General features: G+C 63.1%; 14 protein-coding genes. 5 read left to right on the top strand and 9 right to left on the bottom strand.

The genetic code is table 11. From position 1 onward, the window contains the following. On the bottom strand, positions 1 to 1781 hold a 1781-nt coding region (locus tag Q0R02_RS01345), incomplete at its 3' end, for a protein-disulfide reductase DsbD (protein WP_293880154.1). A 62-nt stretch (positions 1782 to 1843) separates the two neighbouring features. Here Q0R02_RS01345 and Q0R02_RS01340 point away from each other — a divergent pair. Beyond that, on the top strand, positions 1844 to 3505 hold the full coding sequence (locus Q0R02_RS01340; RefSeq protein WP_293880153.1) for an alkaline phosphatase family protein: 1662 nt from the start codon (positions 1844 to 1846) through the stop codon (positions 3503 to 3505). Here the strand turns inward: Q0R02_RS01340 and Q0R02_RS01335 are convergent. The 5 genes from Q0R02_RS01335 to Q0R02_RS01315 form a co-directional block, all read right to left on the bottom strand. Beyond that, positions 3502 to 4428 (bottom strand): right-handed parallel beta-helix repeat-containing protein, encoded by a 927-nt coding sequence (locus Q0R02_RS01335; protein WP_293880152.1) that lies wholly within the window; start codon positions 4426 to 4428, stop codon positions 3502 to 3504. The two genes, Q0R02_RS01340 and Q0R02_RS01335, sit on opposite strands and share 4 nt — an antisense overlap. Positions 4429 to 4540: 112 nt before the next feature. Beyond that, positions 4541 to 7135 (bottom strand): methionine synthase, encoded by a 2595-nt coding sequence (gene metH / locus Q0R02_RS01330; RefSeq protein WP_293880151.1) that lies wholly within the window; start codon positions 7133 to 7135, stop codon positions 4541 to 4543. A 60-nt stretch (positions 7136 to 7195) separates the two neighbouring features. Further along, entirely contained in the window at positions 7196 to 8242 is a 1047-nt protein-coding gene (locus Q0R02_RS01325) for a homocysteine S-methyltransferase family protein (RefSeq protein ID WP_293880150.1), read from the bottom strand. Beyond that, on the bottom strand, positions 8239 to 9180 hold the full coding sequence (gene metF / locus Q0R02_RS01320) for a methylenetetrahydrofolate reductase (RefSeq protein ID WP_293880149.1): 942 nt from the start codon (positions 9178 to 9180) through the stop codon (positions 8239 to 8241). The genes Q0R02_RS01325 and metF overlap by 4 nt, the downstream gene beginning before the upstream one ends. After that, the gene (locus Q0R02_RS01315) at positions 9177 to 10121 is read right to left on the bottom strand and encodes a metalloregulator ArsR/SmtB family transcription factor (RefSeq protein WP_293880148.1); all 945 of its coding nucleotides are present in this window, start codon (positions 10119 to 10121) and stop codon (positions 9177 to 9179) included. The genes metF and Q0R02_RS01315 overlap by 4 nt, the downstream gene beginning before the upstream one ends. A gap of 164 nt (positions 10122 to 10285) precedes the next feature. On the opposite strand from Q0R02_RS01315, the gene Q0R02_RS01310 reads away from it, so the two are divergent. After that, on the top strand, positions 10286 to 10594 hold the full coding sequence (locus tag Q0R02_RS01310; protein WP_293880147.1) for a hypothetical protein: 309 nt from the start codon (positions 10286 to 10288) through the stop codon (positions 10592 to 10594). Positions 10595 to 10688: 94 nt separating this feature from the next. Continuing rightward, on the top strand, positions 10689 to 10865 hold the full coding sequence (locus Q0R02_RS01305; RefSeq protein WP_293880146.1) for a hypothetical protein: 177 nt from the start codon (positions 10689 to 10691) through the stop codon (positions 10863 to 10865). A 161-nt stretch (positions 10866 to 11026) separates the two neighbouring features. On the opposite strand, the gene groL is transcribed toward Q0R02_RS01305, so the two are convergent. Next, positions 11027 to 12673, bottom strand: coding sequence for a chaperonin GroEL (groL, locus tag Q0R02_RS01300; protein ID WP_293880145.1), 1647 nt, complete (start codon positions 12671 to 12673; stop codon positions 11027 to 11029). Positions 12674 to 12722: 49 nt separating this feature from the next. Then, complete coding sequence (locus tag Q0R02_RS01295; RefSeq protein WP_293880144.1) at positions 12723 to 13010, bottom strand: co-chaperone GroES; 288 nt, start codon at positions 13008 to 13010, stop codon at positions 12723 to 12725. Between the two features lie 280 nt (positions 13011 to 13290). On the opposite strand from Q0R02_RS01295, the gene sppA reads away from it, so the two are divergent. Both sppA and Q0R02_RS01285 read left to right on the top strand, forming a co-directional pair. Then, positions 13291 to 15150, top strand: coding sequence for a signal peptide peptidase SppA (gene sppA, locus Q0R02_RS01290; protein WP_293880143.1), 1860 nt, complete (start codon positions 13291 to 13293; stop codon positions 15148 to 15150). Beyond that, entirely contained in the window at positions 15147 to 15704 is a 558-nt protein-coding gene (locus Q0R02_RS01285) for a GNAT family N-acetyltransferase (protein WP_293880142.1), read from the top strand. The genes sppA and Q0R02_RS01285 overlap by 4 nt, the downstream gene beginning before the upstream one ends. Here the strand turns inward: Q0R02_RS01285 and Q0R02_RS01280 are convergent. Then, entirely contained in the window at positions 15701 to 16327 is a 627-nt protein-coding gene (locus Q0R02_RS01280; RefSeq protein ID WP_293880141.1) for a TRIC cation channel family protein, read from the bottom strand. The genes Q0R02_RS01285 and Q0R02_RS01280 overlap by 4 nt on opposite strands.

Raw genomic sequence — 16327 nt, 5'->3', positions numbered from 1 at the left:
TTCACCTTGCAAGTCAGGCACCAGTCGGCGGTGAAATAGACGAAAACCGGTCGCCCCTCTGCCCGCAATGCTGCCAGTCGGGGTTCCGAAAACGCTCCCGATTTCAGCGCGTCGGTCGCGGCGATCGACAATGGGGCCGACTGCGGCACGGTCAGAACTCCGATGACTCCACACCCGATCGCAATCGCCGCGCCGATTATCAGCCCTGCCCTGCCCCCACGCTGGCGCAACCCCGTCCACCAGAGCCCGAGTGCCAAAACAAGCGCTAGCCCAAGTCCGATCACCAGTGCATCGACCCCCGCCTGCCGACCGAGCAGCCAGCCGAGGCCAAGCGCGGTCAGGAACATCGGCACGCTAAGAATCCGCCGCATCGTCGCCATCCACGCGCCGGGTCTGGGCAGGACGCGGCGCAGCGCAGGGATATAGCCGAGGGCAAGGAACGGCAGCGCCAGCCCCAGGCCCAGCGCCGCAAAGACCGCGACCGCGGCAATTGGCGGCAGTACGAGCGCGGCCCCCAGCGCGGCGCCCATGAACGGTCCGGTGCACGGGGTCGCGATAAACGCTGCCAGTGCTCCTGTGACAAACCCATTGCCCTGCGCCGCGATGCCGCCGCCAATAGCGGGCAGTTCGAACAACCCGGCAAGGTTCAGCGCGATCGCCATCACAAGTAGCAACAGCAGCACGATGACGCGCGGGTCCTGCAATTGGAAGGCCCAGCCGACCGCGCTCCCCCCCGCCCGCAGGATGAGGATCGTTGCCCCCAACGCCACGCACACCACGACCGCGCCCGCCGAATAAGCCAGGGAATCGCGCCGCGCCGCGCGTTCGTCGCCACCCGCCTTCGTCAGTGAAAGCGCCTTCAGGCTGAGGATCGGGAACACACAGGGCATGACATTGAGGATCAGCCCGCCGAGCAGCGCGCCACCGATCGCCAGCATTATCACACCGATGGACCAAGTGCTGACCTGCTCGCCGAGCGGTGCGCCCTCACGCGGGACCGCGCCAGGCTGCGGGCTTACCTCAAGCCCGCGCCCACCGACCAACAGCACCCCGGAGGGGATGCCACTGCCGTCTTTGGGCGCAGCAAGGCTGGCGATCAGCAAGTCACCTGAACGACTGAACTTCTGCGGGGCTGCATCGACGATGATGCCGCTGCTCGTTGGGAAGAAATGCGCCTCGGTGACGGAGGCGGTTGCTGGGTAGGGGATAGCCAGCCGCACCCGTCCGTCCCTCCGCTCGAACCGGACCACCGACCCGAGCGGCGTCGGCAGCCGGGCCCGCCACTGGTCGAACTGCGGGCGACCCGTCGTGGCCCCTGATCCGATTTTCAGGTCCAGCATGAAGCTGCCCCGTTCGGGCACGCAGACCTGGTCGGTGCAGGCCAGCCAGTCCATCCTGACGCGCACGGGCAACGCGGTACCCGCCGCGAGGCCGGTCGGTGTTTTCAGGGTGAACAACAACGCATGGTCATCCTCGAACACATAGTTCATCAGGCCCGCGATCTTGAGTGTGCGCGGCACCGGGAACACCGCCTCGCCGATGGTCGCTCCCTTTGGCAGTTGCCAAACGAAGCGCGGCGCAAAACCCGCCTCTCCGGGGTTTTTCCAATAGCCGTGCCAACCCTGTTCAGTCCGCATCTCGACCGCGATCGTGATCGCCGATCCGGCCAGCGGTTCCGCTATTTCGGCGACCAGGCGCGGCTTGATATGCGTCGTCTGGGCCAGCGTTGGAGACGCCCAGATTGACAACAGTGTCACGACCCAGAAATATATGGTCTTCATGCGAGACTCCTTGGCCGGGCGGCAATACGCTGGCAAAACTTATTTGAATACGGAGAGACATTTTGGTTCGTCACACTCTTGGTGCCGTCGCGCTGGCGTTGCTTTCGTCGACGACCAGCGCGCAGTCCGCCCCGCCGCCGGTGAAGCCCAAGTTGATCGTGGTGATCTCGGTCGACCAGTTTTCTTCCGAACTTTTCCAGCGTTATCGTCCCGGTTACACGCTGGGCCTGAAGACCATGGCAAGCGGCATTGCCTTTCCGGTCGGCTATCAAAGCCACGCCGCGACCGAGACGTGCCCCGGCCATTCGACCATCCTCAGCGGTCGCCATCCTGCCGCGACCGGCATCGTCGCCAACAGCTGGTACGACGTGAAGACCGGGTCAAACATCTATTGCGTAGCAACCCCCGCGTCCTCGGAGCCCAATGCCCGTGGCCCACAGAACATGCGCGTGACGACTTTGGGCGACTGGGTGAAAGCCGCCCAGCCGGGCGCGCGGTCGTTTGCGGTTTCGGGCAAGGACCGCGCGGCGATCACGATGGCGGGCAAGAATGCCGACGGCGTGTACTGGTGGGTCGATGGCGAAGGCTTTACCACATCGCATTTCGCAGGCCCCGCGATCCCCGCCACTACCGAGCCGGTGCGCGCGTTCGACAAGGCCCTGTTCGACAATTGGACGAAGGCACCACCGACGCTGTGGCCAGCGGCGACCGGCGGCTGCACCGCGCTTCAAAAGCCGTTCCGCTTTGGCAAGATGGCTATTTCGGGCAAGGTCCCGCCGGAGGTTTCGGTCGGCGCCGAGACGGCGCCCGACTTTCTACTGACTTCTGAATTTCAGGATAATTTGCGTTCCTCGCCGCTGTTCGATGCGACGATCGTTGACTTCGCGCAAGACGTGATCGCCCGCAATGACCTGGGACGCGGGCCCGCCACCGACGTGTTGGCGATCGGCCTGTCGGCAACCGATTACGTCGGGCACAGGTTCGGGAATGGCGGTGCCGAAATGTGCGTCCAGCAGGCGGCACTCGATGCCTCGATCGGGCGACTGCTGACTGGTCTGCAGAAATCCGGGGTCCCGTTCGTGGTTGTGCTGACCGCCGACCATGGTGCGACCGATGCCGCCGAACGCGAGGCCGGACACGATCCTGCCGCCAGCCGGATCGACGATGGTGCGCTGATTTCGCGGCTGAACAAGGCCGTCGGCCAGCAGGTCGGCATCACTTACGAACCGATCGTCGGTAGCGATTTGCAACAGCTTTACATCAACGTCGGCCCCGACGAGGCGCTGCGCGACAAGGTCCGTGCGGCGACCGTCGCGTGGCTGAAGCAACAGCCTGAAGTGCGCGACGTGTTCACCCGAGCCGAGGTCGAAGCCGCCACCGTCCCGCCGCACACCGCGCCCGACCGACTAACGATGGCGCAGCGGTTCCACGAGAGCTACGACGCCGAGCGATCGGGTGACATCGCCGTCGCCTATGCCGCGCACACCAGCTTTGGCATTCCCAAAACCATGGGCGATACGGTCGCCGGGCATGGCTCGCCCTGGGACCATGACCGGCAGGTGCCGATCCTGTTCTGGTGGCCCGGAGCGGACGCGGAAACGCGCGCTACTCCGGTCGAGACGGTGGACATTGCCCCCACCCTCGCCGCGCTGGCGAAGGTGCCGACGCCGACGGTCGATGGCCAGTGCATTAACCTCGGCACCGGGGCGAGCACCTGCCCCTAGCGCGTCTCGAAGAGCTTGATTCCGGAGGCGAGCTTGTTGGCGCCGACCTTCAGCGGCTCGTGGCTCCAGTCGGCGACGAATACGCTGCTGCCCCACGAAACGCCGGGGGCGAATGAGGCGATGTTGTCGGCGACCACCAGCCCGGCCGAGGGATGGTTGCGCTGTTCGGCGGCGACCGCGACGAAGGCCGAATGGTTTTCCTTGTCCTTGCCCTGAACGAAAACATTGCGGGCGATGGTGCCGACCGCGCCCTCGGGTAGGTCAATCATGTAGTTGGTCGCCTTGCCATTCGAATCATCGAAGCTGCTGTCCAGCACGCTGACCCGGCCCGCGCGGCTTTTAAGATAATGGCCGCCGGTGCCGCGTTCGAAGCGGACCTTGCTGATCGTCACCGAGCCATAGTCGCCGATGTAGATCGAGTGCGAACAGGTGCCATCGGGACAGCCGCCCAGCCCGGAAAATGTCGAGTGGTCGATCGCCACCGTACCGTTCGGATCGCCGGCGCTGAGGATGCCCTGTTCCGAATTGCGGAAAGTCGTGCGGGTGACGTGGAGGTCGCCTTTTTCGAGACGGATGCCCGAACCATTGCGATCGGGAACGCGGATGTTCTGGAACACCAGCCCGTCGATCTCGGCGCTGAGGCCGCGCAGCACGAGCGCCGCCTTCCCCTCGCAGGCCACCCCGTCGAAGATCGCGCTGCCCGGTGTTTGGGCGCGGATGCTGAGCGCGCCGCCGCTGAAAACCGCACATTCATGATAGGTGCCCGGCGCGACAACGATAGTGCCGCCGCTGCCGCCCAACGCCTTGATCGCATCGTCCAGCCGGAAAAAGCTGCGGCCGTTTTCCGCAATCGAAAAAGGTCCGGCCGCCGCCGCTGAAGCCGGAGCGGCCAGCGCGAGAAGTGCGAGGGTCGCTAGAGTCACAGGATTCACTCTAAATCAGACATAAAATTTCCTACACCCGGGGCTCACCTGTTTCGGGCGGACACGGGCTGACAGAAATCCGCAGCGTAGGACAGCCAAAAAACTGCGCCCGTTAGTCCAGATTGGGACGCAGCCAGCGCCGCGCGACATCGGCATCGACACCGCGCCGCACGGTATAATCGGCCAACTGGTCCTCGCCGATGCGCGCGACGCCGAAATACTGGCTGTCGGGATGGGCGAAATAATAGCCCGAGACCGCCGCCGTCGGCATCATCGCAAAGGATTCGGTCATGGTGATCCCGGTGGCGTTGGTCGCGTCGAGCAGTTCGAAAAGGACAGGCTTGCCACTGTGATCGGGACAGGCGGGATAACCCGGCGCGGGACGGATACCGCGATACTGTTCCTTGATCAGCGCCTCGTTGGTCAATTGTTCGCCCGGCGCATAGCCCCATAATGTTGTGCGAACGTGTTGATGCAGGCGTTCGGCGAACGCTTCGGCCAAACGATCGGCCAATGCTTTCAACAAAATGTCGCTATAATCGTCGTGATTTGCCTTAAATCGCGCCAAATGCGGGTCAATTCCATGTCCGGCGGTCACTGCAAAGCCGCCAATCCAATCGCTGTCGGGACTGACGAAATCGGCCAGGCACATGTTTGCGCGGCCTTCGCGCTTGGCGATCTGCTGGCGGAGGAAGGGAATGCGCGGGCCATTATCGATCAGAACATCGTCGCCGTCGCGACGGCAGGCCCAGAGCCCTGCGACGCCCTTTGCCGTCAGCCATTTCTCGGCAATAATCTGGTCGAGCATCGCTTGCGCATCGACGAACAGGCCGGTCGCGCTTTCACCGACAACCTCATCGGTCAGGATAGCGGGGTAATTGCCCGCAAGTTCCCACGCCCGGAAAAAAGGCGTCCAGTCGATCAGTTCGCGCAAGTCGTCGAGTGGCCAATCGGGAAACGAATGAACCCCCGGCTGCAAAGGTGCCGGGACCGGATTGCTGAAATCGGTCGGGAACGCGTTGGCCCGCGCCTCGGCGAGCGGCAGCAGGGCGTTCTGCCCCTTGCCCTCCCGCGCAATCCGCACGGCGTCATAATCCGCCCGCGTCTGCGCCACGAACGGATCGCGCTGGGTATCCGACAGCAATGTCGAAGCCACGCCGACCGCACGACTTGCGTCCAGCACATGGATCACCGGCCCGGCATAGGCAGGCGCAATGCGGATCGCGGTGTGGACCTTCGACGTCGTCGCGCCGCCGATCAGCAATGGCATGGTGAAACCTGCCCGTTGCATTTCCTCGGCCATCGTCACCATCTCGTCGAGCGACGGGGTAATCAGCCCCGACAGGCCGATCATGTCGGCGTCGTTCTCGTTCGCGGCCTGCAGGATCGTCGTCCACGGCACCATCACGCCAAGGTCGATGACTTCATAGCCATTGCACTGGAGCACGACGCCGACGATGTTCTTGCCGATGTCATGCACATCGCCCTTGACCGTCGCCATGATGATACGGCCCTTGGCGCGCGCACCGGGCTCCTTGGCGGCTTCGATAAACGGGATCAGGTGGGCGACCGCCTTTTTCATCACGCGCGCCGATTTCACGACTTGCGGCAGGAACATCTTGCCGCTGCCGAACAGGTCACCGACGACATTCATGCCGTCCATCAGCGGACCCTCGATGACCTCGATGGGCCTCGCGAAGGCCTGCCGGCACTCCTCGGTGTCATCGACGACATACATGTCGATGCCCTTGACCAGAGCGTGCTCCAGCCGCTTTGTCACCGGCCAGCCACGCCATTCCTCGGCGGCCTTTTCCGCGACCGCGTCGGTTCCGCGATATTTCTCCGCCAGATTGACCAGCCGCTCGGTGCCATCCTCGCGCCGGTTCAGGATCACGTCTTCGCAGGCGTCGCGCAGTTCCGGGTCGATGGTGTCGTAAACGTCGAGTTGCCCGGCGTTGACGATGGCCATGTCGAGGCCGGCGGGAATTGCGTAATATAGGAAGATACTGTGCATCGCCCGGCGCACGGGTTCGTTTCCCCGGAACGAGAAGCTCAGGTTCGACAGCCCACCCGAGATATGCGCGTGCGGGCAGCGGACACGAATTTCCTTGCAGGCTTCGATGAAGTCCACGGCGTAATTGTTATGCTCCTCGATCCCCGTCGCAATGGCAAAGATGTTGGGGTCGAAGATGATGTCCTCGGGGGGAAAGCCGATGCCCAGCAACAGGTCATAGGCCCGCCCGCAAATCTCGACCTTGCGCGCCTGCGTGTCGGCCTGTCCCACTTCGTCGAACGCCATGACGACGACGGCGGCACCATAGGCCATGACTTTTCGGGCTTGCGTCAGAAACTGTTCCTCGCCCTCCTTCATGCTGATCGAATTGACGATGGGCTTTCCGGAAACGCACTTTAGCCCCGCCTCGATCACCGACCATTTCGACGAATCGACCATGAACGGCACACGCGCGATATCGGGTTCGGCGGAGATCAGTTTCAGGAACGTCGTCATGGCGAACTCGGAATCAAGCAGCCCCTCGTCCATGTTGATGTCGATGACCTGCGCGCCGTTCTCGACCTGCTGGCGCGCGACTTCGACGGCCTTGGCGTAGTCGCCCGCCATGATCATTTTCTTGAACGCCGCCGAGCCGGTGACGTTGGTGCGTTCGCCGATGTTGACGAAGGTTGAGGAGGCCGAAGTCTGGTTCATGATGTTTTCTTTATCTCCCTCTCCTGTCTGGGGAGAGGGCCGGGGAGAGGGGAACAAGCGTCAGGCCGCGAGGATCATTGGTTCCAGCCCGGCAAGCCGCGTCACCACCGGCGGCACTGGCAGCGCCCGCCCCGGCAAACCCCGCACCGTCCGCGTCATTGCGGCGATATGCGCAGGCGTCGATCCGCAGCAACCGCCGAGGATATTGACCTGTCCAGCGTCGGCCCATTCACGAACCAGCGCCGCAGTCTCCTCCGGAAGTTCGTCATATTGGCCCAGGTCATTGGGCAGCCCTGCATTGGGATATACCATGATCAGCGTGTCGGCGATGGCCGACAGCGATTTCACATGCGGGCGCAATTGCTGCGCTCCGAACGAACAGTTCAGCCCGATCGTGACGGGTTTGGCATGACGGACCGCATGCCAGAATGCCTCGACCGTATGCCCCGACAGGTTGCGCCCCGACAGGTCGGTCAGCGTCATCGAGATCATCAGCGGCACGTCGATGCCGCGCGCAATGCCCGCCTCGATCGCGGCCATGATTCCGGCCTTCGCGTTCAACGTGTCAAAGATCGTTTCGATCAGGATGAAATCCACACCACCATCCAGCAGCGCGTCGGTCTGTTCGCGGTACACATCCTTCAGATAATCGAAGGTGATTTCGCGAAAGCCCGGATCGTTGACGTCGGGGGACAGCGACAGCGTCTTGTTGGTCGGCCCGATGGCCCCCGCGACGAACCGCTTGCGCCCGTCGCGGCCCTCGAATTCATCGGCGGCCTTGCGCGCGATACCGGCGGAGGCAAGATTGATATCGCGGACCAGATGTTCGGCACCGTAGTCGGCCTGGCTGATCAGGTTCGCGCTGAACGTGTTGGTCGAGACGATGTCCGACCCGGCCTCCAGATAGTCGCGCGTAATGGCGTCGATTACCTGCGGGCGGCTGAGCGCCAGAATGTCGTTGTTGCCCTTCTGATCGCGCGTCAGTTCGAGGGTTCCGCGATAGGCGGCCTCGTCCAGGCGATAGTTCTGGATCTCGGTCCCGAACGCGCCATCAGTAATCAGGATTCGTTTGGCGGCTGCGGCCATCAATTGCGCGCGGGCGGTCATGCGGCTTGCTCCTGGACACCGGCATGGGGCCGGATGCCGAGCAGGTGACAGATGGCGTAGCTTAGTTCGGCACGGTTCAACGTGTAGAAGTGGAAGTCGCGGACGCCCCCGGCATAGAGTTTGCGACACAGTTCGGCGGCCACGGTTGCCGCCACCAACTGACGTGCGCCGGGATGGGCGTCGAGACCCTCGAACAGTCGGTCCATCCATGGTGGAATGGACGTGCCACAGACGCCGGCAATCTTGCGAGTCTGCGCGACGCTGGACACCGGAAGGATACCGGGCACGATCTCGGCAGTGATCCCCGCCGCCCGCGCCCGGTCGCGAAACCGGAAAAAGGCTTCGGGCGAAAAGAAGAATTGCGTGATCGCACGGTCGGCACCGGCGTCGATCTTGCGCTTTAGATTCTCGATGTCGGCGGCGCTGCTCGGTGCTTCGGGGTGGGTTTCGGGATAGGCGGCGACCGAAATCTCGAACGGGGCGATTTTCTTTAGACCCGTGACCAGGTCCGCGGCGCTGGCGTAGCCATCGGGATGTGCCGCAAATGCCGACCCTGCCTCGGACGGATCACCACGCAGCGCAACGATATGACGCACGCCGGCAGCCCAATACTGGCGAGCGACCTCGTCGATTTCGCCGCGCGTGGCATCGACGCAGGTCAGATGCGCCGCCGCCGGGACATTCGTTTCGCGCACGATCCGGGCAACAGTGGCATGCGTGCGCTCACGGGTCGATCCGCCCGCGCCATAGGTGACCGATACGAAACGCGGGGCCAGCGGCTCGAGTGAGCGCACCGCCTCCCACAGCGTCTCGTTCATGCGGTCGGTCTTGGGCGGGAAGAATTCGAACGAGACATTCGCATCGCCTGCAAGGTCGGCAAACAGCGGCGCATCGATCGCGCGGCGGGCTTCCTCTAGCTGATTCATGGTGGGGGTCATGCCGCAATCGCCTTTCTGGAGGCCGGTCGCGATGCCAGCCAGAGTTTTACCGTGAGTTCGCCGCCATCGAGCGTTTCAGTGCGGTCGAGCGACAGGCCCGTCGCCGCAAACCAGGTCGCCATCTGGCGGTCCGAAAAGCCGAGGCGGGCATGGGCGTCCTGCTGGCGCAACTCCTCGCGGTCATGACTTTCGAAATCGACGATCAGCAGGCGGCCAGACGGTGACAATAGCCGCGCCGCCTCTGCCAGCGCGGCTTCGGGGGTCGGGATATAATGCAGCACCTGGTGGAGGACGACGGTATCCGCGCTGCCATCGGCGAGCGGGAGCGCCGCGAGGTCGCCCTGGCGCAGCTCCCACTTGTCGGCACCGCTCTCGCTGAGTTTTGCGCGCGCCAGCCGCAGCATCTCGGGGCTGCGGTCGATGCCGATGGTGTGATCTGCCTGCGGTCCGAACAGTTCGATGATACGGCCGGTGCCGGTGCCGATGTCGACCAGCCTGCCGATGCGGTCGCCGAGCACGGCGCGCATCCGCGCTTCGACCGCGCTTTCGGCGACGTGAAGCGACCGGATCGCGTCCCAATGGTCGGCGTGAAGCGCGAAATAGCGCGACGCCGCTGCGGTCCGGTCGGAGCGTACTGCTGCCAGCCGGGCCTCATCAGCACGGTGCTGGCGATCGTCCTGCTGGGTGGCATCGAGCAGGTCGAACAAGGGCATTGCCAGCGCGGAAGGCGCGGGCGTCAGGAACACCCAGCTGCCCTCGCGACGACGAAACGCAAGCCCCGCGTCGCACAGGATGCGGACGTGACGCGAAACCCGTGGCTGGCTCTGTTCAAGCACCTGCGCCATCTCTCCGACCGACAATTCCATCGTGCGCAGCAACGCGACGATCCGAAGTCGGGTGGGGTCCGCCAGCGCGCGGAAAATATCGATGACTTCGATCATGGGAGGCGCATATAAAGAATTCTTTATATGCGGTCAATCGAAAGCGTGCATCTCAAGCCGTATTGCCAAGCACCGGGCACAGGGATATTCCCCGTTCCGCCCGTACGGCACCGCAACGGGGGTGTCGGACGGGGCCGGTTTAATAACATAAAGGGGAGTTTCCCATGAAGAAATTTACACTCGTCGCCGTCATCGCCGTTGCCGCCAGCGTTGCTGCTTGCAGCCCGAAAGCCAAGAACGACACCGCCGAAGCCGCAAACTCGATGGCTGCCGACGTCAATGCAACCGCTGCTGCCGCGACCAGCACGGTCGATACAGCAACCAACAACGCCATGGCCTCTGCGGCATCGTCGCTCGACAATGCTCAGGCGACCGCACAGAACGCCGCCGACAAGGCCGGTTCGGCGGCCGACAAGATGCGCGGTGCCGCTGGCAACGCGATGATCGACGCCGGGCATTCGATGAAGAAGTAAGGGCCTGCTCCTGCTTGCATGATCAAGGGTCGTCCCGGGGAGCGGGGCGGCCCTTTTTCTTGTCTCGCGGAGATAGAAGGCGCAAGAAGAGACCATGCGCGTCCTTGCCCTGCTTGCCCTTGTTGCCCTTTCCGGATGCGGATCGCCAAGCGACGACACTGTCGATGGGGCGACCCGGAGCGAAGCCCAGGCGCTGAACGACGCCGCGACCATGATCGACAACAATGCGGTGGCGCCGGTGCTACGCAACGAGGCTTCCCCCCGCATATAGCAAAAGGCCGGAGGTTTCCCCCCGGCCTTTCTTATCGCTGAGCAGTACGGACAAAAGCCCGCATTTTTCGTCGGTCTGGATCGGCCAGGCGAAGGCGTTGCCGCCCTCGCCGTCCCATCTGATTTCGTATCCGGGCCAGCAGTGCTGGCCCGTATCCGAAATCAGAAATCCATGCCGCCCATTCCGCCCATGCCGCCGCCGGGCATTCCGCCCATAGCTGGCTTGTCGTCTGGCAGTTCCGAAACAGCAGCTTCGGTCGTGATCAGCAGACCGGCAACCGATGCAGCATCCTGCAACGCCGCACGGACAACCTTCGTGGGATCGATAACACCGGCAGCAACCAGGTTTTCGTAAACCTCGGTCTGGGCATTGAAGCCAAGCGTGACGTCATTGCTTTCCATCAGCTTGCCGGCAACCACAGCGCCGTCCCAACCCGAATTCTGGGCGATCTGGCGGAGGGGAGCCTGCAGGGCCTTGCGGATGATGTCGATGCCGCGCGTCTGGTCGTCATTGGCACCCTTCATTCCGTCGAGGGCATGCGTTGCGTACAGCAATGCAGTACCGCCACCGGGGACGATGCCCTCTTCGACAGCAGCGCGGGTCGCGTGGAGGGCGTCGTCGACGCGATCTTTACGCTCCTTGACTTCGACTTCCGAAGCGCCACCGACCTTGATGACCGCAACACCGCCCGCAAGCTTGGCAAGACGCTCCTGGAGCTTCTCCTTGTCATAGTCGCTGGTGGTGTTCTCGATCTGCTGGCGGATCGCTTCGACGCGGCCCTTGATCGCGGCTTCGTCACCGGCACCATCGACGATAATGGTGTTGTCCTTGTCGATCGTAATGCGCTTGGCCTGTCCGAGCATGTCGATCGTGACGGTTTCGAGCTTGATGCCGAGGTCTTCGGAAATCATCTCGCCCTTCGTCAGGATCGCGATGTCTTCCAGCATTGCCTTGCGACGATCGCCGAAGCCTGGAGCCTTGACGGCTGCAACCTTCAGGCCGCCACGAAGCTTGTTCACGACGAGCGTGGCCAGAGCCTCACCCTCGATGTCTTCGGCGATGATCAGGAGCGGACGGCCCGACTGAACGACAGCTTCCAGGATCGGGAGCATCGCCTGCAGGTTCGACAGCTTCTTTTCATGGATCAGGATGTAAGGGTCGTTCAGTTCAACCGACATCTTCTCAGGGTTAGTGATGAAGTAAGGCGACAGATAACCGCGGTCGAACTGCATACCTTCGACGACATCGAGTTCGAAATCGAGGCCCTTGGCTTCTTCGACGGTGATGACACCTTCCTTGCCGACCTTTTCCATCGCTTCGGCAATCTTTTCGCCAACGACGGTGTCGCCGTTCGCCGAGATAACGCCGACCTGTGCGATTTCTGCGGTGCCCGAAACTGGCTTCGAACGCGCCTTGAGGTCAGCGACGACTGCCGTGACTGCAATGTCGATGCCGCGCTTCAGGTCCATCGGGTTCATGCCGGCCGCAACCGACTTCATGCCTTCGCGAACGATCGACTGGGCGAGAACGGTAGCAGTGGTCGTGCCGTCGCCTGCAAGGTCGTTCGTCTTCGAAGCGACTTCGCGGATCATCTGCGCGCCCATGTTCTCGAACTTGTCCTTGAGTTCGATTTCCTTGGCGACGGTGACGCCGTCCTTGGTGATGCGGGGAGCGCCGAAGCTCTTGTCGATCACGACGTTGCGGCCCTTTGGCCCCAGCGTGACCTTTACGGCATCGGCGAGAATGTCGACGCCGCGCAGGATGCGCTCACGAGCGTCGCGACCGAATTTTACGTCTTTAGCTGCCATGATATTTTTTCCTTAAGAATAATCAGACGGTTTTCGAAGTCAGTGACGTTCAGCCAACGATCCCGAGAATGTCGCTTTCTTTCATGATGAGCAGGTCTTCGCCGTTCAGCTTGACCTCGGTGCCCGACCATTTGCCGAACAGGATTTTGTCGCCGGCCTTCACGTCGAGTGGCGTGATCGAACCGTCTTCGGCGCGAACGCCACTGCCTGCGGAGACGACTTCGCCTTCCTGTGGCTTTTCCTTGGCTGTTTCGGGAATGATAATGCCACCAGCAGTCTTTGCTTCGGCTTCGATGCGGCGAACGAGCACGCGATCGTGCAGGGGTCGAAAGTTCATGGATGTCACCCTTGTCTTGGCTCCAAACGGGAGCGTGAACCTTGCGTTAGCACTCAACGGGGTTGAGTGCCAGCAGGGCGAGATATGTGGATCAGATCGCTAATCGTCAAGGGCAGCACCACGCAATTTTCATGGGCCGGGTCCTCGCCGACGCTGCGTCAGTAAAATGAAGATTAGCAATCTAGGGTTTCATCAAGCCGCTTCGCTCATTTGGGGCGCTCGCGCATTTACAGGGTGCGGGCCAGCGGCTAGCGCACCGGCGAAACGGCGGGAACATCTGATGAAACTGGTACGCGGTGCGTGGAAATTGCTGGTGGGGGTAAAGGACGCACTTGTCCTGCTGTTCATGCTGCTGTTTTTCGGACTGATCTACGCGGCGCTTTCGGTGCGCCCCAATATCGCTGCGGTCGGCAGCGGTGCGCTGGTCCTGCAACTCAAAGGCAGTATTGTCGAGCAACCCGAAAATGTCGGCGCGACAAGCCTGTTCGGGGGTCGCGCGGCGCCCCGCCAGTTCCGCCTGCGCGATCTTGTCCGGGCAATCGACGTTGCCGCGACCGACGATCGGATCAAGGCAGTGGTCCTCGACCTCGACGGCTTTACCGGGGGCGGACGCGTTGCACTAACCGACGTCGGCGAGGCGCTGGACAGGGTGCGGGCGGCGAAAAAGCCTGTGCTGGCCTTTGCCACCGGCTATCAGGACAGCGGCTACATGCTGGCCGCCCATGCTTCGCAAATCTGGCTTGATCCGATGGGACTGGCGCTGTTTACCGGCCCTGGTGGGTCGCAGCTTTACTACAAGGGGCTGATCGACAAGCTGGGCGTCAACGCCCATGTCTACCGCGTCGGTAAATACAAGTCGTTCGTCGAACCCTATATCCGCGCCGATCAATCGCCCGAAGCCAAGGCGGAGAACGAGGCGCTAATCAACATCCTCTGGCAGGGATGGCAAGCCAATGTGCAACGCGCCCGCCCCAAGGCACGGATCGCCGCCTATGCCAGCGATCCCGTCACCGCGACGGCGAGCGGCGACCTTGCCCAATCGGCGCTGACCGCCGGGATCGTCGACAGACTGGGCGACCGTGCCAGCTTCACCCGGGCGGTGGCGGCAATCGTCGGACCGGGCAAGGACAAGCTTGACTTCGCGCGGGTCGAATTGCCCGCCTGGATCGCCGCCCATCCCGCCAAATCGGGCGACGGAAGAATCGCCGTCGTCACCGTGGCCGGCAACATCGTCGATGGCCAGGCAAGCGCCGGCACGGCGGGCGGCGACACGATCGCCAAGCTGATCAAAAAGGCGATCGCAACCGGCAAGTACAAGGCCTTTGTCTTGCGCGTCGATTCGCCCGGTGGATCGGCGATGGCGGGCGAGCGCATCCGTGCGGCACTGGAACAGGCGCGGGCGCAGGGCATCCCCATCGTCGCATCGATGGGCAATGTCGCGGCATCGGGCGGTTATTGGGTAACCACGGTCGCCGACCGGGTCTTCGCCGAACCGATGACGATCACCGGATCGATCGGAGTGTTCGGAATTATCCCGACGTTCGAGGGCGTTTTACCAAAAGTCGGCCTGACCACCGATGGCGTCGCCAGCACGCCGCTGTCGGGGCAGCCCGACGTTCTGGGTGGAACCAGCGCCGCCTTCGACACGATCATCCAGCGCAGTATCGAAAGCACCTACGGACGCTTTATCGCGTTGGTGAGCGGCGCGCGAAAACTGTCCCCTGCCCGCGTCAATGAAATCGCCCAGGGTCGCGTCTGGGACGGGGGCACCGCGCGCCAGATCAACCTGGTCGACGCATTTGGCGGCATCGACGATGCCATTGCCGAAGCTGCGCGACGGGCCAAGCTGGACCCTGCGGCAGATCACGCGGTATGGCTCGAAAAACCGCCCACGTTCACCGAGACATTGGCGGCCGCTTACAATGATTCGGGCGACAATGACGACGACAGCAAGGCCAATGACCTGCTGTCGGTCATGGCGCGCCAGCGGATTGACGCGCTGACCGGTGCGATCGCCGACGCCCAGGCGCTGGCGATGGGCGCCTCGGTGCAAACCCGGTGCCTGGAATGTTCCGTCACCGCCTCGCCCACCCGGCAAACCCGCCTCATCGACCTGATAATGACCTGGATAACGAAATGATCACCCTCCGCGCCGCCACCCCCGACGACGCCGCAGCGATATTGGCGATTTACGCACCGTATGTGGTGACCAATGCCGTTTCGTTCGAATCCAGCCTCCCAAAGCAGGGCGAGATGCACGCACGGATTACTGAAGCCGCCGACCTGTTCCCGTGGATTGTCGGAGTGGATGAAGAAAGCGGTCTTGTGCTGGGTTACGCCTTTGCCAAGCCGTTTCGCCCGGGGTCGGCCTATCGCTTTGCCGTCGAGACCGCCTGTTACGTCAGTGGCGAGGTCGAGGGGCAGGGCTTGCGCCGCAACCTCTACCAGACCCTGCTGGCGACCCTGACCGCGCAGAACTTCACGCAAGCGGTCAGCACGCTGACGATGCCGAACGACAAGCTGATCCAGCTTCACGAGGCGATCGGCTTTCGGCGCGCGGGCGTCTATCGCGAGATCACATTCAAGAACGGCCAGTGGATCGATGTCGGCCTTTGGCAGCGGTCGTTGACCGAGCCGAATACCCCGCCCGACGAAGTCGTCGCGTTCAGCGCCGTCGGCCTCGTCCGCGCCTAGCCCCGATACGCCGGGATGGAGAAGCTGCGGGCGATGGCGAGCGCGCGCAGGACAAACCCAGCCGCTGCCCCGATCACGGCTGCAACAAACAACGGCACTCCCACCAGCACAAGCCCCACGAACAGCCCCGCCGCCAGTGCCGCCGCCGTTACATAAATTTCGGGTCGCAACAGAATCGATGGCTCACCGGCCAGCACGTCGCGGATGATGCCGCCGACACATGCGGTAATGATCCCCATCATGACCGCCGGAAGCGCGGGGATGCCCAGGCCCAATGCCTTGGCAGCGCCAAATACCGCATAGACCGCCAGCCCGACGGCATCGAACCAGTCGATCGCGCGACCGCGCCAGAACCCATAGGGCGTCATCCAGATCAGGCCAGCCACGCCGAGGCAGACAGCAGCCACGCGCCAGTCCTGAACCCAGAACACCGGCGCCCCGATCAACAGGTCGCGCACCGTCCCGCCTCCCACGCCGGTCACCAGCGCAAAGAACGCGAAAGTCACAATCGTCTGCCGTGCCCGCGCCGCCGCCAGCGCGCCCGATGCCGCAAACACGCCGATGCCGAACAGGTCGAGCCACTGGATCAGCGGCGCGAGCTGGGCGGTAATCGTGCTGGTCAT

This window comes from Sphingomonas sp. (assembly GCF_025353885.1).
Taxonomy (GTDB): Bacteria; Pseudomonadota; Alphaproteobacteria; order Sphingomonadales; family Sphingomonadaceae; genus Sphingomonas_O.
Note: the sequence above shows the minus strand (reverse complement) of the source record. Positions and strands in the feature narration are given on the sequence as shown.

Bases quoted from the DNA above. Each gene is read 5' to 3' on its own strand.
- metH (WP_293880151.1), bottom strand. From the start codon at position 7,135: ATGAACCAGACTTCGGCCTCCTCAACCTTCGTCAACATCGGCGAACGC.
- Q0R02_RS01325 (WP_293880150.1), bottom strand. From the start codon at position 8,242: ATGACCGCCCGCGCGCAATTGATGGCCGCAGCCGCCAAACGAATCCTG.
- metF (WP_293880149.1), bottom strand. From the start codon at position 9,180: ATGACCCCCACCATGAATCAGCTAGAGGAAGCCCGCCGCGCGATCGAT.
- Q0R02_RS01315 (WP_293880148.1), bottom strand. From the start codon at position 10,121: ATGATCGAAGTCATCGATATTTTCCGCGCGCTGGCGGACCCCACCCGA.
- Q0R02_RS01310 (WP_293880147.1), top strand. From the start codon at position 10,286: ATGAAGAAATTTACACTCGTCGCCGTCATCGCCGTTGCCGCCAGCGTT.
- Q0R02_RS01305 (WP_293880146.1), top strand. From the start codon at position 10,689: ATGCGCGTCCTTGCCCTGCTTGCCCTTGTTGCCCTTTCCGGATGCGGA.
- groL (WP_293880145.1), bottom strand. From the start codon at position 12,673: ATGGCAGCTAAAGACGTAAAATTCGGTCGCGACGCTCGTGAGCGCATC.
- Q0R02_RS01295 (WP_293880144.1), bottom strand. From the start codon at position 13,010: ATGAACTTTCGACCCCTGCACGATCGCGTGCTCGTTCGCCGCATCGAA.
- sppA (WP_293880143.1), top strand. From the start codon at position 13,291: ATGAAACTGGTACGCGGTGCGTGGAAATTGCTGGTGGGGGTAAAGGAC.
- Q0R02_RS01285 (WP_293880142.1), top strand. From the start codon at position 15,147: ATGATCACCCTCCGCGCCGCCACCCCCGACGACGCCGCAGCGATATTG.
- Q0R02_RS01280 (WP_293880141.1), bottom strand. From the start codon at position 16,327: ATGACCAGCACGATTACCGCCCAGCTCGCGCCGCTGATCCAGTGGCTC.